At 69.6% G+C, this 19,762-nt stretch carries 19 protein-coding genes and 1 pseudogene; 10 read left to right on the top strand and 10 right to left on the bottom strand.

The features are described 5' to 3' along the window. Position 1: 1 nt before the first annotated feature. Positions 2–1,054, top strand: coding sequence for a PadR family transcriptional regulator (locus QMK30_RS11340; RefSeq protein WP_283517312.1), 1,053 nt, complete (start codon positions 2–4; stop codon positions 1,052–1,054). Positions 1,055–1,325: 271 nt separating this feature from the next. On the opposite strand, the pseudogene QMK30_RS11335 reads toward QMK30_RS11340, so the two are convergent. From QMK30_RS11335 to QMK30_RS11310, 6 genes and pseudogenes are all read right to left on the bottom strand, one after another. Then, positions 1,326–1,610: pseudogene (locus tag QMK30_RS11335) on the bottom strand (Clp protease N-terminal domain-containing protein); the annotation flags it as partial. A 54-nt stretch (positions 1,611–1,664) separates the two neighbouring features. Beyond that, positions 1,665–3,080, bottom strand: a complete 1,416-nt coding sequence (locus QMK30_RS11330) for a cellulase family glycosylhydrolase (protein ID WP_283517311.1) — start codon at positions 3,078–3,080, stop codon at positions 1,665–1,667. A 45-nt stretch (positions 3,081–3,125) separates the two neighbouring features. Further along, positions 3,126–4,091, bottom strand: a complete 966-nt coding sequence (locus QMK30_RS11325; RefSeq protein WP_283517310.1) for a zinc-binding dehydrogenase — start codon at positions 4,089–4,091, stop codon at positions 3,126–3,128. 91 nt (positions 4,092–4,182) lie between these two features. Then, positions 4,183–5,736 carry an alkaline phosphatase D family protein gene (locus QMK30_RS11320; RefSeq protein ID WP_283517309.1) on the bottom strand — a complete coding sequence of 518 codons (1,554 nt, stop codon included), beginning with the start codon at positions 5,734–5,736 and terminating at the stop codon, positions 4,183–4,185. After that, positions 5,733–6,311 carry a phosphoesterase gene (locus QMK30_RS11315; RefSeq protein WP_283517308.1) on the bottom strand — a complete coding sequence of 193 codons (579 nt, stop codon included), beginning with the start codon at positions 6,309–6,311 and terminating at the stop codon, positions 5,733–5,735. The genes QMK30_RS11320 and QMK30_RS11315 overlap by 4 nt, the downstream gene beginning before the upstream one ends. A 225-nt stretch (positions 6,312–6,536) precedes the next feature. Then, entirely contained in the window at positions 6,537–7,748 is a 1,212-nt protein-coding gene (locus QMK30_RS11310) for an NAD(P)-dependent malic enzyme (protein ID WP_283517306.1), read from the bottom strand. A 522-nt stretch (positions 7,749–8,270) separates the two neighbouring features. On the opposite strand from QMK30_RS11310, the gene QMK30_RS11305 reads away from it, so the two are divergent. The 3 genes from QMK30_RS11305 to QMK30_RS11295 are packed head-to-tail and all read left to right on the top strand — an operon-like array spanning position 8,271 to position 10,999. Next, positions 8,271–9,230 carry an ABC transporter substrate-binding protein gene (locus tag QMK30_RS11305; RefSeq protein WP_283517304.1) on the top strand — a complete coding sequence of 320 codons (960 nt, stop codon included), beginning with the start codon at positions 8,271–8,273 and terminating at the stop codon, positions 9,228–9,230. A 36-nt stretch (positions 9,231–9,266) separates the two neighbouring features. Beyond that, positions 9,267–10,241 (top strand): amino acid ABC transporter permease, encoded by a 975-nt coding sequence (locus tag QMK30_RS11300; RefSeq protein WP_283517302.1) that lies wholly within the window; start codon positions 9,267–9,269, stop codon positions 10,239–10,241. Beyond that, positions 10,238–10,999 carry an amino acid ABC transporter ATP-binding protein gene (locus tag QMK30_RS11295; protein WP_283517300.1) on the top strand — a complete coding sequence of 254 codons (762 nt, stop codon included), beginning with the start codon at positions 10,238–10,240 and terminating at the stop codon, positions 10,997–10,999. Before QMK30_RS11300 ends, QMK30_RS11295 begins: the two co-directional genes overlap by 4 nt. A 91-nt stretch (positions 11,000–11,090) precedes the next feature. Here the strand turns inward: QMK30_RS11295 and QMK30_RS11290 are convergent, their stop codons facing one another. Continuing rightward, positions 11,091–11,852: a class I SAM-dependent methyltransferase gene (locus QMK30_RS11290; RefSeq protein WP_283517298.1), complete on the bottom strand. Its 762-nt coding sequence runs from the start codon at positions 11,850–11,852 to the stop codon at positions 11,091–11,093. 150 nt (positions 11,853–12,002) lie between these two features. On the opposite strand from QMK30_RS11290, the gene QMK30_RS11285 reads away from it, so the two are divergent. Further along, positions 12,003–12,632, top strand: a complete 630-nt coding sequence (locus QMK30_RS11285) for a CGNR zinc finger domain-containing protein (RefSeq protein ID WP_283517297.1) — start codon at positions 12,003–12,005, stop codon at positions 12,630–12,632. On the opposite strand, the gene sodX is transcribed toward QMK30_RS11285, so the two are convergent. Continuing rightward, a complete protein-coding gene (gene sodX, locus QMK30_RS11280; protein WP_283517295.1) occupies positions 12,536–12,961 on the bottom strand; it encodes a nickel-type superoxide dismutase maturation protease in 426 nt (141 codons plus the stop codon). The two genes, QMK30_RS11285 and sodX, sit on opposite strands and share 97 nt — an antisense overlap. Positions 12,962–13,101: 140 nt before the next feature. Here sodX and sodN point away from each other — a divergent pair, with 140 nt between their 5' ends. Beyond that, complete coding sequence (gene sodN, locus QMK30_RS11275; RefSeq protein ID WP_283517293.1) at positions 13,102–13,497, top strand: superoxide dismutase, Ni; 396 nt, start codon at positions 13,102–13,104, stop codon at positions 13,495–13,497. Positions 13,498–13,504: 7 nt separating this feature from the next. Here sodN and QMK30_RS11270 read toward each other — a convergent pair whose 3' ends face one another. Both QMK30_RS11270 and QMK30_RS11265 read right to left on the bottom strand, forming a co-directional pair. After that, a complete protein-coding gene (locus QMK30_RS11270) occupies positions 13,505–14,659 on the bottom strand; it encodes a tyrosine-type recombinase/integrase (RefSeq protein WP_283517292.1) in 1,155 nt (384 codons plus the stop codon). A gap of 24 nt (positions 14,660–14,683) precedes the next feature. Then, positions 14,684–15,184, bottom strand: a complete 501-nt coding sequence (locus tag QMK30_RS11265) for a helix-turn-helix transcriptional regulator (RefSeq protein WP_283517290.1) — start codon at positions 15,182–15,184, stop codon at positions 14,684–14,686. Positions 15,185–15,305: 121 nt separating this feature from the next. Here QMK30_RS11265 and QMK30_RS11260 point away from each other — a divergent pair, with 121 nt between their 5' ends. The 4 genes from QMK30_RS11260 to QMK30_RS11245 all read left to right on the top strand — a co-directional run bounded on the left by QMK30_RS11260 (position 15,306) and on the right by QMK30_RS11245 (position 19,654). Continuing rightward, entirely contained in the window at positions 15,306–15,500 is a 195-nt protein-coding gene (locus QMK30_RS11260; protein ID WP_283517288.1) for a helix-turn-helix transcriptional regulator, read from the top strand. A 148-nt stretch (positions 15,501–15,648) separates the two neighbouring features. Beyond that, positions 15,649–17,088: a DUF3631 domain-containing protein gene (locus QMK30_RS11255; RefSeq protein ID WP_283517287.1), complete on the top strand. Its 1,440-nt coding sequence runs from the start codon at positions 15,649–15,651 to the stop codon at positions 17,086–17,088. Between the two features lie 315 nt (positions 17,089–17,403). After that, positions 17,404–17,976, top strand: a complete 573-nt coding sequence (locus QMK30_RS11250; protein WP_283517471.1) for a hypothetical protein — start codon at positions 17,404–17,406, stop codon at positions 17,974–17,976. Continuing rightward, on the top strand, positions 17,966–19,654 hold the full coding sequence (locus tag QMK30_RS11245; protein WP_283517285.1) for a relaxase/mobilization nuclease domain-containing protein: 1,689 nt from the start codon (positions 17,966–17,968) through the stop codon (positions 19,652–19,654). Before QMK30_RS11250 ends, QMK30_RS11245 begins: the two co-directional genes overlap by 11 nt. Positions 19,655–19,762 lie beyond the last annotated feature (108 nt).

Here is a 19,762-nt window from a genome sequence, read left to right as displayed (position 1 = left end):
CATGCCTCCCGTCTTCGCCCACGGCCGTCTGCGCCTGTACCTCCTCAAGTTGCTCGACGAGGCACCGCGCCACGGCTACGAAGTGATCCGGCTGCTTGAGGAGCGCTTCGAGGGGCTGTACGCGCCCAGCGCCGGCACCGTCTATCCGCGCCTCGCCAAGCTGGAGGCGGAGGGCCTGGTCACCCACGCCACAGAGGGAGGCCGCAAGGTCTACTCGATCACGGACGCGGGCCGTGCCGAGCTGGCAGGGCGCGGCGGCGAACTGGCCGACCTGGAGCTGGAGATCCGCGATTCGGTCTCCGAGCTGGCCTCCGAGATCCGGGACGACGTACGGGGCGCGGCGGGCAACCTGCGCCGCGAGATGCGGGCCGCGGCGACCGAGACCCGGCACACATCGAACGGCCAGAAGGACACCGAGCCCCCGACGGGCGGCTGGGAGAACGCCTTCGGCGACAAGGAGGCCTGGCAGCTGGCGAAGGAGGAGCTGCGCAAGGCCAAGCAGGAGTGGAAGGAGCAGGCGCGCCGCGCCAAGGACGAGAGCCGCCGCGCCCGCGAGGACGCACAGCAGGCCCGCCGCCAGGCCAAGGAGGCGCAGGACAAGGCGCGTGAGCAGATGCAGCGCATCGCGCAGCAGGTGCAGGACCAGGTCCAGGACCACTTCGCGCGGGGCGACTGGCCCACGGGGGTACGGGAGGGACTGGCCGAGATCACCAAGGAGTTCGGCTTCTTCGGCCGCCCCCGGCCCGAGAGCGAGCCCCCAGCCGGGGCCGAGGCGAAGACGGAGCGCACGTACACGGCGGACACGGCGGAGGCTGCGGGCGCGGCGGACATCAAGGACGCCGTTCCCGAGCCGCCCGAGCCGGACTGGGCGCACGAGGACGCGTCCGGCGACCCGGCCCGTGACTTGGACCGGCTGCTCGACCGCTTCCGCGACGACATCCGCGACGCGGCGCGCGACCGGGGCGTCGACGAGGACCAGCTGCGCGAGACCCGCCGCCACCTCTCGACGGCGGCGGCCCGCATCGGCGCGATCCTGCGGAGGCCGAAGGGCTGACGGTGGGCGAGAAGGCCGGCTCGGAGCACTGAGTGCGCCGGGCCGGCGTCCATGCCTCCACCGGACAGACCAGCTCCGCACCCCCGGAGCACCGGGGCGACTTCCCCCGGTGCCGGGTGGGGCCGTGTCGGGGCGCTCCCCGCAGGGTGTCGAACGCAACCGCCGCGAACCTCACGCGGCGCTGCCCGAAGGTTCGACACCCGAGGAGACGCCCCGACGCGGCACCGCCCCCGAATCCCGCCCTCGCCCACACCGGAGCCCCGGCGCGACTTCACCCGGCCTTCGCCACGCCCTCCCCGCCCGTTCCGAACAGCGCCTGTTCCGCGCTCGCGTACGTCACTCCGTACTCCGCCAGTACGTCCGCTACCACCCCCGGCTGCGTGGTCAGCGCCAGCAGCAGACGCTCGTCGCCGATGAACCGGTCGCCGCGCCCCAGCGCGACCCTGAGCGACTTCTCCAGGGCGCCCTTCGCGGCGCGCCCGAACGGCCGGTGTCCCGTCCACCGGCGCCTCGACCTTCCCCCGCCCAGCATCGCTCCGGCGCCGTGCGTCTCCTCGGTCATAACTGTCAATTTACGTTGACAGATCGAACCCGTCACCCCTGGTTGACATCAACGGTTCACCGACACCCGCACCCCGACCAGAGCCCCCGGCCTGGCCCTCACCCGGACGACCGCGCTCTCCCCGGCCGTCACCCTGCGCACCGACGCCCACGCCCGGCCGTCGACCGTGATCCGCCAGCCGTGCGCGCTCGGCGGCAGGGACACCTCGGTCGTGCGCGACCCCCGGCGCCCCGCGTCGTACACCAGGCGGTACTCCCCCGAAGCCGGGTCGTACGTGTCCGTGCGCACCGCGCCCGCGACCGCCGCCGCGTACGGGGAGGCCGTCTGCTCCTTGTTCGTACGGAAGTCGCCGGCGCCGTCGACCGCGCAGTAGCCGCCTCCGTAGCACCACACATAGCCCGCCCAGCCCGAGCTGTAGCGGTTCAGCGAGGCGAGCGCGTCGCGGTAGAAGCGGCCCATGGCGGGCAGGGCGTTGTTGAGCGGGCCCCACTCCCCCACCACGACCGGGACGCGATGCTCCTTCGGATACGCGGTGACAGCGGCCTCGTAGGACTCGATCCAGCCCGCCGAAGGGTCGTAGTCGGCGCCCGCCTCCATCGCGGTGTTGTAGAAGTGCGGGGCGTAGACGACCTTCGGGTCCTTGATCTTCCCGAGCCCGGTCGGCACGCCCTCACCGACGATCGGCGTCGGCTCGACGAAGACCCAGTTGTCACGGTCGACGGCGCGGACCGCGTCCGCGAGGCGGTTGTGCATCGGGGTGATCTGATCGCGCTCGATGCGCCGGGCGGCCGTCGGCAGATCCTCGCCCTCCCTCAGCTCGCCCATGGGTTCATTGATCAAGTCGTAGCCGAGAACGGCCGGATGGCCGGAGAAGCGGTCGGCCAATGTCCGCCACATCTTCGCCTGGGCGCGCCGCAGGTCCTGGTCCTCGTAGAGGTGGGTGAAGGCGCGCTGCACAGCGGGCTGGAAGTACTCGGAGAACCAGTCGTCGGGGTTCGGCGTGAAGGGCAACCCGTCGGTGCGGGTCGCCCATTCGGGGATGCCGCGGTGGCCGAACGCGGGGCCGAAGACATCCTGGTGCGCGTCGAGCAGCACCTGGATGTCGTACGTGCGCGCCCAGTCCAGGATCCGCTCGATCTTGCGCAGATAGCGCGTGTCGTAGTGCCCGCGGCGCGGCTCCAGGTCGTCCCAGAAGACCAGCAGGCGGGCGAAGTTGAAGCCCTTGCCCCGCATGTCACGGAAGTGCTTCTCGGTGATGGCCGACAGCGCCGCGTCGCCCCGGTTGGTCTTGTCCTCCACGTTCCAGCCGCGCAGGGTGAGGACGCGCCCGCGGTCGTCGGTGAGCCGCGGGATCTCACCGCCGTCACCCCGACCGCCTTGTGCGTGCGCCGCGGGGCCCGGCCCTCCGGCCGCCAGCATCGCACCACAGCACACCCCGACCGCGACCGCTCGTATCCCAGGCATGCCCGGATACAACCAGCCTGACGGCATGTCAGCAACACCCCGTCATCAGGGTGCGGTCAGCACGATCTTCCCGAAGAGGTCGCCGCCCGCCATCTTCTCGAAGCCCTCGCGCGCCCGGTCCAGCGGCAGTTCCTCATCGATCACCGGGCGCACCCCGGTCGCCGCACAGAAGGACAGCAGGTCCTCCAGCTCGTCCTTGGAGCCCATGGTCGAGCCGACGACCCTCAGCTCAAGGAAGAAGATCCGGGTCAGCTCGGCCGACGCCGGGTTCGATCCGCTCGTGGCGCCCGAAATCACCAGCGTGCCACCGGGCTTGAGCGACTTAACCGAGTGCGACCAGGTGGCCGCGCCGACCGTCTCGATGACGGCGTCCACCCGCTGCGGCAGCCGCGCGCCCGGCTCGAACGCGTCGACCGCGCCCAGTTCCACGGCCCGCCCGCGCTTCGCCTCGTCGCGGCTCGTCGCGTACATCCGCAGGCCGGCCGCCTTGCCGAGGACGATCGCGGCGGTCGCGACGCCGCCGCCCGCGCCCTGCACGAGGACCGAATCGCCGGGCCGAACACCGGCGTTGGTGAACAGCATCCGGTACGCGGTGAGCCAGGCGGTCGGCAGGCACGCGGCCTCGGCGAACGACAGCTCGGCCGGTTTCGGCAGCACGTTCCAGATCGGGACGGTGACCTGCTCGGCGAAGGTCCCCTGGTACTTCTCGGTGAGGATGGACCGCTTCTCGCGCGGCCCGACGCCGTGTCCGCTCTCGCCGATGACGGAGTGCACGACGACCTCGTTGCCGTCGGCGTCGATCCCGGCGGCGTCGCAGCCGAGGATCATCGGCAGCGCCTCCTCGCCGAGGCCCACGCCGCGCAGCGACCACAGGTCGTGATGGTTGAGGGAGGCGGCCCTGACGGTGACGGTGGTCCAGCCGGGTCGTACCTCGGGGGCCGGGCGTTCGCCCAGCTCGAGGCCGTTCAGGGGCTGGTCGCGATCGATGCGTGCGGCGTAGGCGGCGAACATGATCCCGAGAATAGGGCGCGTACGGGACGCGGCGGAACCACACAACGGTGTGACACGCGCCGCGCCCGTACCCGGGCGAAGGGCCCGGCGGTCAGTCCCTGCGGTACTGCGCGGCGGACTTCTTCGTCGCCGGGTCCTCGTACGAGCCGACCGTCCCCCGGTCCACATGGAAGCTGGTCAGGGTCGAGACGGGCGAGCGCGGGTCCCTGCGGTCCTCGATGACCCGCATATGGGTGGTGAACCGCTCCGGCGTGACCTCGTACACGTCGTAGCCGTAGCGGTTGCCCTCGAAGTACTTCAGGTGCGGGTTGGCCTTGCCCATGAGCGGGCCGTTGGTGGCGTTCCACTCCGCGGAGTACGCCCCCGAGGTGACCGAGTGCGCGGTGAACTCCGTGCCGACCACCGGCGACGCGGTGTCGTCGAAGTCGGTCCTGATGTCGTCGACGAAGGCGGAGTGCCAGTCGCCGGTGATCACCACCAGGTCCTCAAGGCCGCTCTGGTGCACATGGTTGAGCACTTCCTTGCGCTCGGCGAGGAAGCCGTCCCACTGGTCGGTGAACATGTACCCGCCACCGGGCCGCCCGCGCAGCTGGCTGAGCATGATCGAGTTGGCCCAGACGTGCCAGGCGTCCGGCGCCCGGTCGACGTGCTGCTTGAGCCACGCCTTCTGGCCGGCGCCGAGGATCGTCCCGTCGGGCAGGTTCTGCGCCGAGCGGTACGAGCGCAGGTCCAGGACGCTGAGTTCGAGCAGGTCGCCCCAGCGGCGGTTGCGGTGGATCACCGGGTCGGGCAGCGAGGACTCGCCGCCGTCCCGGTGCGGCATGTGCTCGTACCAGGCCTGGTAGGCGGCGGCCCGGCGCTGCATCAGGGGCGCGCCGCCGCCGGTGCCCGAGTAGTCGTTGACGACCTCGTGGTCGTCCCAGGTCAGGAACCACGGGTGGGCCGCGTGCGCCTCGCGCAGTGAGGCGTCGCCCTTGTAGAGCGCGTGCCGGCGCCGGTAGTCGGTGAGGGTGAGGATCTCCGGGGCGTCGTGGTCGCGGACGTGGTCGCCGCCGACCGGGCCGTGCTCGTAGATGTAGTCGCCGAGGTGGACGACGAAGTCGACGTCCTCCCGGGCGATGGCGCGGTGCGCGCCGTAGAAGCCGTCGTGGAAGGCCTGGCAGTTGGCCGCGGCGAACCTGACCTTGCCGACCCGCCCCGCCGGGGCCGTCCTGGTCCGCCCGACCCGGCTGGTCCTCCCCAGCGCCCGGAAGGCGTAGAAGTAGTGTGTGCCCGCCCGCAGCCCGCCGACCGGTACATGGACGCTGTGGCCGAGCGTCGCGGAGGCCGGTGCCGCGCCGCGTGCCACGACTCGGCGCAGTGCCCGGTCGGTGGCGACGACCCACTCCACCTCGACGACCTCGGGCAGTGGCTGCTCGGGGGCCAGGGGTTCGGGCGCGAGTCTGGTCCACAGCACGACGCTGCTGGTCAGCGGGTCACCGGAGGCGACTCCGAGAGTGAAGGGCGCCGGGTCGTACTGTGCGCCGAGCACCTCGGCGGCCTCGCGCGCCTGCGCGGGCGACAGCCCGGCGCTCAGCGGCCATACGACGTTGAGCGCACCCACCGCGCCCGCGGCCTTGAGCAGATCTCGGCGGTTGAGATTCATGACCGGTCTCCAGCGGTGCTCAGGGTGAGGGAAATCGCGTCGGCGTAACCGTCGTTGGAGGCGCCGCTCCCGGTCCGGGTGAAGACCAGCAGCAGCCGTGCCGACCGGGCGCCGGGCGGCACGGCGGCCTCCCCGTCCCGCTCGACCATGCCGGTACGTCCACCCCGCTCGCCCGCCGTCACGGGCCCGAGCACGGTCAGCGCGACCGGAGTGCCCTGGCGGTCCCGGAACTCCACGGAGAGCCGTACGCCGTCCTCCTGGGCGGCGTAGCCGCCGAGCCAGGCGCCGAGGGCGAATCTGACCCGGCCCGCGTCGACGGCGGCCTGCCCGGTGGGGCCCTTGCGGGGCAGCTGGACGTCCTGCATCAGCGCCGTCCGCCGGCTGACGCCCCCGGAGAAGAACCGGCTTCCCCGCCGGGCGGGCCCGGGGTCGGACGGGGTCGGATAGCCGCCTCCGACGTCGTAGCCGACCAGCGCGGGGGCGCCCTGGGTGACTTTCCAACCGGTGACCGATCGCACCGGCTCGGCGGTGCCGCCCGGCCCGCTCTCGGCATCTCCGTTGACGACCAGATTCACAAGCGCCTCCTGATGGGGGAACGTTCAGCGCTGGGAATCACAACAGCCTCGTATGAACCGCCGGTGCCTGTTGGCCGAATTTCGTACGGCGCGTCCAAGTCCCCCGCACAACAGTCCAAGTCCGGCGAGGCGTAAAAACGAAACGGGCCGCGTCCCGCCCCCGTGGGGGTGGGACGCGGCCCGTACGGCCCGGTATGACCGACGTGCGACCGATGTGCGACCGGCTCAGCGGCGGGCGACACCCTCGGCGCGCGCGGCGGCGGCGACCGCGGCGGTGACCGCGGGGGCGACCCGCTCGTCGAACGGCGAGGGGATCACGTAGTCGGCGGCGAGCGCGTCACCGACAACGTCCGCCAGCGCGTTCGCCGCGGCGATCTTCATGCCCTCGGTGATGCGGGAGGCCCGCACCTGGAGGGCGCCCGCGAAGATTCCGGGGAACGCCAGCACATTGTTGATCTGGTTCGGGTAGTCGCTGCGCCCGGTGGCGACGACCACCGCGTAGCGGTGCGCGACGTCCGGGTGGACCTCGGGGTTCGGGTTGGCCATGGCGAACACGAAGGCGCCCGGCGCCATCGAAGCCACCGCGGGCTCGGGCACCGTACCGCCGGACACACCGATGAAGACGTCGGCGCCATTGAGCGCGGACTCCAGCGAGCCGCTCAGTCCGGCCCGGTTGGTGAGCTCGGCCAGCTCGCGCTTGACGTCCGTCAGGTCATCGCGGTCCCGGCTGACGACACCCTTGCGGTCCGCCACGGCCACATCGCCGATGCCGGCCGCCAGTAGGAACTTCGCGATGGCGATCCCGGCAGCGCCCGCGCCGGAGATCACGGCGCGCAGCTCGGCGAGCGTGCGTCCGGTGAGCTTCGCGGCGTTGCGCAGCGCGGCCAGCGTGACCACGGCCGTACCGTGCTGGTCGTCGTGGAAGACCGGAATGTCCAGCTCCTCCTGGAGCCGGCGCTCGATCTCGAAGCAGCGCGGCGCCGAGATGTCCTCCAGGTTCACCCCGCCGAAGGACGGGGCGAGCCGCACGACCGTCTCGACGATCTCGTCGACATTGGTGGTCGCGAGCGCGATGGGCACCGCGTCGACGCCGCCGAACTGCTTGAAGAGGATCGCCTTGCCCTCCATCACAGGGAGCGAGGCCTCGGGTCCGATGTCACCGAGTCCCAGAACCGCCGTACCGTCCGTCACGACGGCGACCACGTTGGACTTCCAGGTGTAGTCGTTCACCAGGTCGGGCTGCTCCGCGATAGCGGTGCAGACCTTGGCGACGCCCGGCGTGTAGGCGAGGGACAGGTCGTCCTTGTCGCGCACCGGCACGGTCGCCTGGATGGCCATCTTGCCGCCGCGGTGCAGGGCGAAGACCGGATCGAAGGGCTCCTCGGGAGCACCCTCCGTACTGCTGTCGCTGCGAGGATTGACGATCTCCGCTGCCATGTGTTGACCCCTTAATTCTTCATCATCAGTTGAGGGTGGCCACTCCTGGTTGAGGAGGGGTGGGTGGGCACCGCGTACGTTCCCCGCGCTGGGCGGTTGGCCCGCCCCGGCAGGGAGGAGGTACATACGCGCGGGCGCGCCGCACACGCGCCCTGGGCCCCGGATGAGGGGTGTAAACGTCCTTCTTACCGGACCGGAGCGACGGCGACGAGTGCATATCACCTGGGTGATACGACTCATACGCGAATGTCGGGACTCTTCCGGTACGCCCCATGTTCGGCTTCCGCATCGCGAGACGCACCGGAGATTTTCCGGTCACAACAGTGCAACCCCGCAGAAGGTCCGGCCTTGATGTACCGGCCCCTCGGGGTTCGGGGATCACCCGTTATCTGATTTTGACATGGCGAGCACCCTGAATGGGCCGGTCCGAATGGCAAGATGCCTGAATCACACAGGGTCGTGACACTCGAAGCCGCGTGCCAGACCTCTCGAACATTCCCCCATCCCGCCGGAGGAACCACCATGACCGCAAGCGCCCCGTGTCGTAAGACCGCCGCGAAGTCCCGGACAGTCGCGGTCGGCGCGATCGCGGTCGCCGGCGCCCTGCTGCTCACCGCGTGCGGTGACCAGACCGAGGGCGGCAAGGACGCCGACACCGGATCCGTCAAGGGCAGCAGCGCGCCGCTCTTCGACAAGCTCCCGGCGAAGTACCAGAAGTCCGGTGTCATCAAGGTCGGCACGGACGCCGCGTACGCCCCGATGGAGTCGATGGACGGCGACAAGATCGTCGGCATCGACCCTGAGATCGGCGAGGCGGTCGGCAAGCAGCTCGGCGTGAAGGTGACCTTCGAGAACGGCAAGTTCGACGGCCTGATCGGCTCGCTGTACTCGGGCCGTGTGGACCTCGCGATGTCCGGCATGACGGACACCAAGGACCGCCAGGAGGGTCTGGACGAGGGCAAGAAGAGCGGCAAGGGCGTCGACTTCGTCGACTACTTCCAGTCCGGCACCGCCATTCTGGTCAAGAAGGGCAACCCCAAGGGCATCAAGACCCTCGACGACCTGTGCGGCAAGAAGGTCGCCGTGCAGCTCGGCACGACGTACGCGGACGCGGCCAAGGCCCAGTCCACCAAGTGCGTGAAGGACAAGAAGCCGAAGATCGCGATCGAGACGCCCGACACCGACGCCGAGGCCCAGGTGCGGGTCAAGGCCGGCGGCGCCGACGCCGACCTGAACGACTTCCCGGTCGCGGCGCACGTCGCGAAGACGGCCGACAACGGCGCGTCCTTCGAGGTCGTCGGCGAGCCCGTCGACGCGGCGCCGTTCGGCATCGCGGTCGACAAGGGCAACAGCGAGCTGCGCGACGCGATCAAGGAAGCCCTCGACGCGATCATCGCGGACGGCACGTACAAGAAGATCCTGGAGAAGTGGGGCGCCTCGGACAGCGCGATCGAGAAGTCCGCCATCAACGGCGGCAAGTGATCCGCACACGTCCCGAAGGCTCGAAGGGCACTACCCATGAGTGAAAAGTTCAAAAAGGGGCCGTCCGACACCCCACCGGGCGAATCCCCCGCCCCGGTCCCAACCGGGCCCACCGTGACCAAGGAGCGGCCGGAGAACATCCGCGCCATTCCGGTCCGCCACTACGGCCGCTATGTCAGCGGCGCAGTGGTGCTGGCGGTCCTGGTGTGGCTGGTGCTCGCTTTCGCGGGCGGCAACGTCCGCTGGGCCACCGTCGGTGACTACATCACCAACGGCAACATCATCGCGGGCATGGGCCGGACCCTGCTGATCAGCGTCCTGTCGATGCTCATCGGCCTGGTGCTCGGCGTGGTCCTCGCCGTGATGCGGATGTCCAAGAACCCGGTGACCGGCGGTGTCTCCTGGCTCTACATCTGGTTCTTCCGCGGCACCCCGGTCTATGTGCAGCTGCTGCTCTGGTACAGCCTCGCGCTGATCTTCCCGGTGTTCGAGATCCCGTTCATCTACAAGGACGAGATGTCGGACGTCATGACGCCGTTCGTCGTGGCGCTGCTCGGCCTGGGCCTCAACGAGGGCGCCTACATGGCGGAGATCGTGCGGGCCGGCATCCAGTCGGTCGACCACGGCCAGACCGAGGCGTCGCACGCGCTGGGCATGACTCAGACGAAGACCATGCGCCGTGTGGTGCTCCCGCAGGCGATGCGAGTGATCATCCCGCCGACGGGCAACGAGTTCATCAACCTGCTCAAGACCTCGTCGCTCGTCGCCGTGGTGTCCTACCCGGACCTGCTGCGCAGCGCGCAGATCATCTCCGGCCGCAACTACGCGGTGATCGAGATGCTGTTCGTGGCCTCGTTCTGGTACCTGGCGCTGACCAGTGTCTTCAGCATCGGCCAGTTCTACCTGGAGCGCCGCTACGCCCGTGGTGCGCTGCGTGAACTGCCCCTCACTCCCTGGCAGAAGGTCAAGACGAACGTGCTGTCCCTGCGCCGTCCGGAGGTCCCGCGATGACCGCCATGGTCAAGTCCGAGGGCGTCCACAAGTCCTTCGGCCCCGTCCACGTCCTCAAGGGCATCGACCTCGAAGTCGCCCCCCGTGAGGTGTTCTGCCTGGTCGGCCCGTCCGGCTCCGGCAAGTCGACCTTCCTCAGGTGCATCAACCACCTGGAGCAGATCAACGCCGGCCGGCTGTACGTCGACGGGGATCTGGTCGGCTACCGCCAGAAGGGCGACAAGCTGTACGAGCTCAAGGACAGCGAGGTCGCGCTGAAGCGCCGGGACATCGGCATGGTCTTCCAACGCTTCAACCTGTTCCCGCACATGACGGCCACCGAGAACGTCATGGAGGCGCCGATCCAGGTCAGGGGCGAGTCCAAGGCCGTGGCCCGCGCACGGGCCGAGCGGCTGCTCGACCGGGTCGGCCTGTCCGACAAGGCCGGCAACTACCCGGCGCAGCTCTCCGGCGGCCAGCAGCAGCGCGTGGCGATCGCCCGCGCGCTGGCCATGGAGCCGAAGCTGATGCTTTTCGACGAGCCGACGTCGGCGCTCGACCCTGAGCTGGTGGGCGAGGTGCTCGACGTGATGCGCGGTCTCGCCGAGGACGGCATGACGATGATCGTCGTCACGCACGAGATGGGCTTCGCGCGTGAGGTCGGCGACGCGCTGGTCTTCATGGACGACGGCGTGGTGGTCGAGTCGGGCCACCCGCGCGATGTGCTGAACAACCCTCAGCACGACCGTACGAAGGCGTTCCTGTCGAAGGTGCTGTAGCCGAGGCGGCGGGATGACGACGGGGGAGGCGGTACGGGCCGATGGGCCGTACCGCCTCCCCCGTTCTATGTCCCGCCCGTTCCGTGTCTCGCTACTTCACGGCGAGAACGAGCGCGTCGGAGGGCGAGCCCCACACCGTCCGCGCCTCCGCGAACCCGGCCTCGCGCAGGGCGCGCGCGTGCCATTCCGCGCTCGGTGTCGCGCCGTCGGCGTGCTCGCCGTAGATCGCGTAACGCTTGGCGGTGGGCCCGGCGAGTACGGGGTCCTTCGCGGCCAGCGCCCACCAGTCGGCCCAGTCCAGCGCACCCGCGGACCGGCCCCGCTCCATCTGCGCGTGCCGGTGCGCACTCTCGGCCTCATTGATGCGCGGGGTTCCCTCGTCCTTCATGCGGTCGGCGTTCATGAAGACGCCGCCGTCGCGGACGAGTCCGGCGAGCTGCCCGTACAGAGTGGTGAGCGGCTCGTTGTGCAGCCAGTGCAGAGCGGTGGCGGTGAGGACGGCATCGTACGAGTCGTACGGCAGCGCGCTCACCCAGTGCGGGTCCTTCAGGTCGGCGGTGACGAACCCGACCCGCTCGTCCCCATCGAAGTACCCCTCGGCGATGGCGAGCAGCGCGGGGTCAAGATCCACACCCGTACTGGTGGCTCGCGGGAACCGGGTGAGCAGCCGGTCCGTAATACTTCCCGTACCGCACGCGAGGTCCAGCACCCTCGGCTCGTGGCCGACGAAGGCCTCGACCATGTCCAGCATCACCCGCAGCCGCTCCTCGCGGTCGGGCATGTACCACTCCTGCTGCCGGTCCCAGCTCTCCTGCCAGGCCCGCCAGTCGGTTCCCGTCACTGTCTCCGCCATCAGAACGCCTCCACTGCATCCACTACGCAAACACCCACTACTCAAGCACCCACTACGGATGCACTCGCTACGCGAACACTCGCTACGTAATACCCTCGAAGCAAGACCAGCTATTACTCAGACCTTAGACCGCCGCCGTAAGGACTACAAGTGGAACTGGCCTATTACTCGGACTATGCCGTGCGCCTGGTCAACACCGAGGAGCCGGCCCGCAACAAGGACTCCCTCACCTCGGTGGACGCGGTCCGCGCGCTCTTCGTGGGCAACGCCCAGGCGGCCCGCCGCACCACGGACGCGGACGTCACCCGCTTCCGTTCGGTGCGGGCCCGCCTGCGCGCGATCTTCGAGGCGGCGGACGGCCGCGACGAGACGCTGGCCGTGGACCTGCTGAACTCACTCCTCATGGAGTTCCCCGTCAGCCCACAGATCTCGGGACACGAAGTACACAAGGACGACGGCCGCCCCGACTGGCACATGCACCTCGCCGACCACCCCTCCAACGCGACCGCGGGCTACGCGGCCATCGCCTCGATGGGCCTCGCCTTCCACCTCACGGAACACGGCGCGGACCGGCTGGGCCTGTGCGAGGCAGCGCCGTGCCGCAACGCCTATCTCGACACCTCGACCAACCGCTCCCGCCGCTACTGCTCGGACCGCTGCGCGACCCGCGCCAACGTCGCGGCCTACCGCGCCCGCAAGCGCCTGGAGACGGAGCGTTCGGCGAGCACCGGCCGCACGGCCGACACCAGCCAGGACAGCACCACACCGGCGGACCGCTGACGCCCTGCCCTGATCGGCCGGTACCGCGCCCGCACCCGCCCGAGCACCAGCTCGCCGGGCACCACGCCGAACGCCCGGCTGTCCACGACCTCGGCGTCAGGGTTGTCCCCGAGCACCCACCAGCCGGCGTCGCGTCGCTCGACCAGCCGCTTCACGATGATCAGATCCTGCTGCAACGGATGGCGCAGCAGGGCCACGGCACCCGGACGGAGCTGCGCTCCGTAGTGCACCAGCAGCTGATCCCGGTGCCGCAGCGTGGGCACCATGGAAAGACCTGTCACCTCGGCGACTCCGAACAGCGCTCCCGGCTCCCGCCCTTGATCCGTCATCCGGTACCTCCCGGTCCGATCCTCCACCAGTCCCATACTCACCCTGGACTTTTGGCCTAAGCCCATGGGGGCACCCGCCAAAACACGCCTCTCACGGAGTAATGTCCCCCATGAGAAGACGATCACGAGGAAGGAAGCTCATGCTCTCCCGACTGTTTGCCCCCAAGGTCAAGGTCAGCGCACACTGCGATCTGCCCTGTGGCGTGTACGACCCGGCCCAGGCCCGCATCGAGGCCGAGTCGGTCAAGGGCGTCCAGGACAAGATGCAGGCGAACGACGACGCGCACTTCCAGGCGCGCGCGACGGTCATCAAGGAGCAGCGCGCGGAGCTCGCCAAGCACCACGTCTCGGTGCTCTGGAGCGACTACTTCAAGCCCCCGCACTTCGAGAAGTACCCCGAGCTGCACCATCTGGTCAACGACACCCTGAAGGCGCTCAGCGCCGCGAAGGGCTCGAAGGACCCGGCGACGGGCCAGAAGGCGCTGGACTACATCGCCCAGATCGACAAGATCTTCTGGGAGACCAAGAAGGCTTGATCTCTGGTTAGGCCGTCTGACCTGCGGTTTCGCTAGTCAGATCGCTTACCTGTCCGCACCCGGTCCGCAGGCCGCCGAGCACGGCGTCCATGACGGAGCGGGTGCGGTCTTCTTCGCCCGGCCACAGGTGCGCGTAGATCCGCAGCGTGATGACGGCGGACGCGTGGCCGAGGACCAACTGCACCTGCTTGACGCTCGCCCCGCCCGCGATGAGCGCGGAGGCGAAGAAGTGCCGCAGGTCGTGGGTCACCATGCGCGGCAGCTCCACGGGCTTGCGGCCCTCGCGCTCGGCGGCTTCCTTCTCCGCCGCCTGGAGCGCCCTGCGTGCGCAGTTCCACTCCGTCTTCCAGCGTCGGTAGTTGAGCGGTTCCCCCTCCTCCATCGTGAACAGCCACTCCCGCGACGGCCGTGCGGCGAGATGCGTGAGCAGCGCGTCGGTGACGACCTCGCCGACCGGGACCGTACGCCGCGACTTGCTGGTCTTCGGCGGCCCGATCAGGCCGGACTGAAGCCGCTGCCGCTCGATACGGATCGTGCCGAGCTTGAAGTCCACGTCCGAGACCTTCAGCCCCAGCAACTCCCCTATGCGCAAGCCCGATCCGGCGAGTACGACGACGGCTGCGCGGAGGTACGGCGGCATCACGGCGGCCATCGCCGCCACCTGCGCGACGGTGGGCGGGGTGATCTCCTCGTCCGCCAGCGGGGGAAGGGTGATCTTGCAACAGGGCGTCTCGGCGATCACCTTGTCGTAGACGGCTGCCGTCATCAGCCGTACGAGTACGTCGTAGACGTTGCGCACGCTGCCTGGCGAGAGCTGCCCGGACAGCGCCTTGAACAGGACCTGTACGTCGTTGCGGCGTATCGCCGCCATGGTCCGCGCACCGAGGGCCGGTATGAGGTGGAGCCGGAGCGCGTTGTCGGTGATGCGCTCGCGGGCCTCACCTGCGATGAGTGAATCCTCCCAGCGCTTCGCGTACGTCTCGAACGAGACCCGCCCCGCGCGGGGATCGACGTACTGCCCGGTGACGAGCGAGGCAGTGACCTCGTCGATCCAACGCTGGGCGTCGACCTTGCGGTCGAAGTGCCGGGCGTGCTCCTTGCCGTCGAGGTCGCGGTAGCGGGCACGCCATTTGCCGTTGGGCCGCTTCTGGACGTTCGCCAAGTGACTTCTCCTTCATGCTGGTTGTCAGTAGTGACCCCCGTCCTCGATGTCGCCGCTGAGGAGACGGGCGTCTCGCTCGTCGCCCATGAGACGGAGGCACTGCTCGTGGATCGCCCGCGAGCTGTCCGGGTGGGCCTTGATGTGGTCGGCGACGGCGACCACGGCACGGTGCAGACGATCGCGGGCGTCACGGGTTTCGTAGAACGCTTCGACGGCTTCCTGGACGAGCCGCCGGCTGTCGACGTCGAGCCCTTCGAGGGGCGGCGACATCAGCTCTTCGAGGGGGAGCTCGAAGACGCGGGAGAAGGCGAGCGCCTCGTCGAGGTTGATCCGGCGACGGGGTGAGCCGTTCTCGATGCGCCACACGGCCGTCTGGTTCATCTTCACTCCGGCTCTGGTCACGCGTTCGGCCAGCTCGGTTGTGCTCCACCCTCTGACCTCGCGCTCCAGGGCCACGCGGCCCGCCACGTTGCCTTCGCTGTAGAGCAGCGGCACTTCGCCGCCCTCGGCCTTCTCGCTTGCCATCGAACCTCCATCGCGACCGTCGCTATCCAAATTGAAACATGGGCTTCCCGGTTTGGCTAACCGCCGATTCATGAGGTACTGATTATGCAGATCGAATCGCCACCTAGCCGAATGGGAACGCATGCGATACCTGACCACCGCCGAGGTCGCCGAGCGCTACCGCACCGCCGAGAGCACCGTCCGCTACTGGCGCCAGCTCAAGAAGGGGCCGCGCGGCATCAAGGTCGGCAAGCGGGTGCTCTACCCCGAGGCCGAACTGCTGCGCTACGAGCGCGCGCTGATCGACGGCGAGCACGAGTGGGGCCTGGCCTCATGAGCCGCCGCCCCGCCCAGACGCAGGAACGGCCCCCGGCGCGTCAACGCCGAGGGCCGGGAATTCCCCTGCACGTCGCCCATCCCTGAACGAACGAACCGGTGAGAGGCGGGACCTTGTCCGTCTCGCCCTCCACCCGAGAGGAACGTCTATGAAGGACCCTACGTCCCCCGCCGCCTCGAACACATCCGGTGTTGTCTGGCCGCCCATCGCAGTCCCGGGCCAGGGCCTGCCTCGTGACCGGGAAGCACGCCCCGCCGTCGGAGGTCCGGCCACCGATGCTCCGCACCGGAGCACGCGCGATTCGCGACCTGCCAAGGTCAGTGCCCCGACGACCGCGTCGGGCAGCGCAGGCGAGCCTGATCCAGGCGGACCAGAAATCCAAGACGGCGGCGGGGCGGCAGGCGAAGGCCCCGCGCTGCTGGATGACCTCCGTACGGCGATCGGGCGGTACGTCGTACTGCCGAGTGACGAGGCCCTGACCGCCGTCACACTCTGGGTCGCGGCCTCCCACATCCAGCCTGGCCTCCAGCACGCGCCGCGACTGGCGGTGGTCGGGCCGACCAAGGGGTGCGGCAAGTCCCGTCTCCTGGACGTTCTCTACGAGACCGTCCACCAGCCGATGATGACGGTGAACACCTCCCCGGCGGTCGTCTTCCGCGTCATCGGCAAGAATCCGCCGACGCTGCTGGTGGATGAGGCCGACACCATCTTCGGCCCCAAGGCGGGCGACAAGGAGGACCTGCGTGGCCTGCTGAACGCCGGGCACCAGCGCAACCGGCCCGCCTGGCGGATCTCCGGGCCGGAGCACAAGCCGACCGCGTTCCCCACCTTCGCGATGGCGGCGCTGGCCGGCATCGGCGACCTGCCGGACACGATCATGGACCGCGCGATCGTCATCCGGATGCAGAAGCGGAAGCCGGGCGAGCGGATCACCCCGTTCCGCTCGCGGTACTCCGTGCCAGAACTGCACGCGCTGCGCGACCGGCTGGCCGACTGGCTGGTCCCCTTGCGCGGCACCGTCGCGGGCTCGGTGCCGAAGATGCCCGTCGAGGACCGCGCCGCCGACACATGGGAGCCGCTGGTCATCGTCGCCGATCTCGCCGGTGGGCACTGGCCCGCGCTGGCACGTGCGGCCTGTCTGGCGATGACGCGCAGCGAGGTGGTCCAGGACGAGCAGACGACGCTGAAGACGCGGCTGCTGCGCGACATCCGCCGTGCCTTCGATCAGGAGGGCGGTAGGGAGGCTTTGCGCAGTCAGGACCTGCTCGCCGTGCTCATCCAGGACGCCGAGGCCCCGTGGGCGGAGTACGGCACGAAGGGGCTCAACGCCTATCACCTGGCGAACTTGTTGCGCGACTTCGGTATCAGCCCGGCCAACCACCGGTTCGAAAACGGCAGGCAGGCCAAGGCGTACGCCCGTAACCAGTTCGTGGACTCCTGGGCCCGCTACTGCCCTGACCCCGCCCCATCGGTACCCAGCGCCGGGGTCCCGGCACGACCGGCCCAGGGCAGGCCGCCCGCCCCTCCGTCCGGGACGCTGCCCACCGGCACGCCGGGAGGGCCCGCAGGCCATAGGCCCACTCGCTGACTCCAGGTCCGCATCAATCCGTCGCATCCGTCCCCGCGCAGGTCAGCGCGGGGACGGATCTCCGCGGCGTTACGGATCACTCCGTACCTGCGGTCGTCTCCGTACCTGTGCTGACCAGCCACGCGACGGATGCGACGGATGCGACGACGCACCACCCCACACGACTGACGGAGCACCACCATGCCCGAATCGAACGCCGACGACACCACCTCCCGCCGCCGCAGGAAACTGTTCAGGCTCACCCGACGACCAGCAGCAAGCTGGAGCGAACGAGCCTCTAACGAGGCTTCGTCCGCGCTTGCCCCCGCCCCAGGGGTGGCGGAGGACAAGGCCGAGCGCCAAGGGGCGCCCGAGCCGGAGGAGGGAGTGGTTGAGGACTCTTGCCGGCCCACAGCCGACCCCGTAGCTTCTCGCAATCCGCCAGCCGATGTCCCACCGCTCGTCGAGCAGCCGTCCTGGCGTGATCTCGACGCCCCCGTCCTGCCCGCGCAGATGAACCGCAAGCGCACCGTGGAGAAGCGCGACCAGGAGAAGACCATCCGCTTCACGCGCACTGCGGTCCAGGTGATCAGCGCCGCCGCTCACCAGCGCGGTCAGAGGTTCGCCGGATTCGTCGGGGACGCGGCCCTGGCTGTTGCGCAGGGCAAGGCGGGGATGGTCGGCAGTCCGGAGGACGATCCTCTGCGCCCACTGATCGAGGCCGTCGAGGCGCACACGGTCGCGCTGAACCGCATCGGCGGCAACCTCAACCAGATCACCGCAGCCATCAACCGAGGAACCTTGCCCGAACGCGCCGAGACCGTTCTCGACCGCGTCGAGCAAGCAGCGCAGAACAGCTTCCACCTCATCGACCAACTCCTGGCGGGAGGAAAGGTTCATGGTTCCTGACGTCTCCACCGGCTCCGACAGCCGCGGACTGATCGCCTACCTCTTCGGCCCCGGCCGCCGCGACGAACACACCAACCCCCACATCGTCGCCGCCTGGGACATGGCCGGCGCCCCCGACCCCGGCCGCGACCCGGCAGCAACCTACTCCCAGCTCGCCAAACGACTCGACCACCACGTCGACCTCCGCACCCGCGAGCTCGGCGGCAAGAAGCCACCGCAGCACGTCTGGCACTGCCCGGTCCGCACCGCGCCCGGCGACCGCTACCTCACCGACGCCGAGTGGGCCGAGGTAGCCCGCCGCGTCGTGCATGCCACGGGCATCGCCCCTGAAGGCGACGAGAGGGCATGCCGATGGATCGCAGTGCGCCACGCCGACGACCACATCCACATCATGGCTACCACCGTCCGCGCCGACGGACGCCGCCCACGCACCCACCAGGACGGCCGACGGGCCCAGGCGGAGTGCCGCAGGATCGAGGCCGAGTTCGGCCTGCGCCGCCTGAAGTCCGGTGACCTCACCGCGCCTCGCACCCCCACCGGTGCCGAACGCGCCAAGGCCGAGCGCCAAGGCCAGACCGTGACAGCACGACAGTGGCTGCGCGAGCGGGCATACGCCGTCGCCGCCGCCGTGCAGACCGAGGCCGACTACTTCACCGTGCTGCAGTCCCTCGGCATCAAGGTCAAGACACGCCTCGGCCCCGAGAGCGGCGACGTGATCGGCTACAGCCTCGCCGCACCCGGCGACAACAACAGCGCCGGCGAACCCGTCTGGTACGGCGGATCGAAGCTCTCCCCCGACCTCTCCATCAATCGCCTCCGCGAAAACCTCACCGACCAGGAGATAGCCGACCGCCCGCGGTTCGTAGGAGATCCCGCCGAGCCGTGGCAGCACACCATCGCCGCGATACAGACGGCACACACCGCCCTCGACTCCGACGACGATGCCGCCGCCCAGGCCCACCTCGCCGCCTTCGGCGGCGCCCTCTACAACATCGCCAGCGCCACACCCGGCCCGCACCGCGCAGAGCTACGCGCAGCAGCCACGGCGTTCAACCGCGCCCGCCGATCCGCCACCCGCGCGGACCACCAGGCCGCTACCGCCCTGCGCCAAGCCGCCAAGGAACTCACCTATGCCTCCAACGAGCCCGGCGGACTCGCCATCGCCCTGCTCTTCGCCACCGTGCACCTGGCGCGCGCAGCCGCCAAGTGGCACGAGCAGCGAGGCCACCAACAGCAAGCCGCAGCAGCCGACGAAGCCTTCCGCCACCTCCAGGCCGGCTACCAGCAGGCCGCCACCCCCGTCCTGGCAGACCTGAGCCGCCGCACCCCACGAGCCGAGACGGCCCGCCGCTTCGAGAAGGACCTCCGCGCAGCCATCCCCGACGACGCCGACCGCCTCATGGCCGACCCTTCCTGGCCTGCGCTGACCACCACCCTCGCTCGCGCTGAAGCCAACGGCAACAACGTCCGCCGCCTTCTCTCCGAGTTGGGCTCCCAGCGCCAGCAATCCAGCGCCGAATACCCTGCCGAGACTCTCAACTGGCGCGTCATCGCCCAACCGAACCGACGAACCCAAGCGGCTCGAAGCCGAAGCAGCATCAGCAAAACAACGTCCGTATCTACCACACCACGCGCCTCGGCCTCTCCAGTTACAAGGAAGTCATCTCGTTTGTCGTGATCGTGCGGGAGCATTAGCCGCCGACGATCGTTGACCGTCTCTTGCCGGAAGACCTGTAGGAGTTGCTCCAAGGGGGTGGTGGGCGGCGGGGGGGGGGGGGCGGGGGGG

The organism is Streptomyces sp. H27-C3 (assembly GCF_030063415.1).
Lineage (GTDB): Bacteria > Actinomycetota > Actinomycetes > Streptomycetales > Streptomycetaceae > Streptomyces.
Note: the sequence above shows the minus strand (reverse complement) of the source record. Positions and strands in the feature narration are given on the sequence as shown.

Bases quoted from the DNA above. Each gene is read 5' to 3' on its own strand.
- QMK30_RS11290 (WP_283517298.1), bottom strand. From the start codon at position 11,852: ATGGCGGAGACAGTGACGGGAACCGACTGGCGGGCCTGGCAGGAGAGC.
- QMK30_RS11260 (WP_283517288.1), top strand. From the start codon at position 15,306: ATGCGATACCTGACCACCGCCGAGGTCGCCGAGCGCTACCGCACCGCC.
- QMK30_RS11265 (WP_283517290.1), bottom strand. From the start codon at position 15,184: ATGGCAAGCGAGAAGGCCGAGGGCGGCGAAGTGCCGCTGCTCTACAGC.
- sodN (WP_283517293.1), top strand. From the start codon at position 13,102: ATGCTCTCCCGACTGTTTGCCCCCAAGGTCAAGGTCAGCGCACACTGC.
- QMK30_RS11310 (WP_283517306.1), bottom strand. From the start codon at position 7,748: ATGGCAGCGGAGATCGTCAATCCTCGCAGCGACAGCAGTACGGAGGGT.
- QMK30_RS11295 (WP_283517300.1), top strand. From the start codon at position 10,238: ATGACCGCCATGGTCAAGTCCGAGGGCGTCCACAAGTCCTTCGGCCCC.
- QMK30_RS11255 (WP_283517287.1), top strand. From the start codon at position 15,649: ATGAAGGACCCTACGTCCCCCGCCGCCTCGAACACATCCGGTGTTGTC.
- QMK30_RS11330 (WP_283517311.1), bottom strand. From the start codon at position 3,080: ATGCCTGGGATACGAGCGGTCGCGGTCGGGGTGTGCTGTGGTGCGATG.
- QMK30_RS11305 (WP_283517304.1), top strand. From the start codon at position 8,271: ATGACCGCAAGCGCCCCGTGTCGTAAGACCGCCGCGAAGTCCCGGACA.
- QMK30_RS11320 (WP_283517309.1), bottom strand. From the start codon at position 5,736: ATGAATCTCAACCGCCGAGATCTGCTCAAGGCCGCGGGCGCGGTGGGT.
- sodX (WP_283517295.1), bottom strand. From the start codon at position 12,961: ATGACGGATCAAGGGCGGGAGCCGGGAGCGCTGTTCGGAGTCGCCGAG.
- QMK30_RS11325 (WP_283517310.1), bottom strand. From the start codon at position 4,091: ATGTTCGCCGCCTACGCCGCACGCATCGATCGCGACCAGCCCCTGAAC.
- QMK30_RS11245 (WP_283517285.1), top strand. From the start codon at position 17,966: ATGGTTCCTGACGTCTCCACCGGCTCCGACAGCCGCGGACTGATCGCC.
- QMK30_RS11300 (WP_283517302.1), top strand. From the start codon at position 9,267: ATGAGTGAAAAGTTCAAAAAGGGGCCGTCCGACACCCCACCGGGCGAA.
- QMK30_RS11340 (WP_283517312.1), top strand. From the start codon at position 2: ATGCCTCCCGTCTTCGCCCACGGCCGTCTGCGCCTGTACCTCCTCAAG.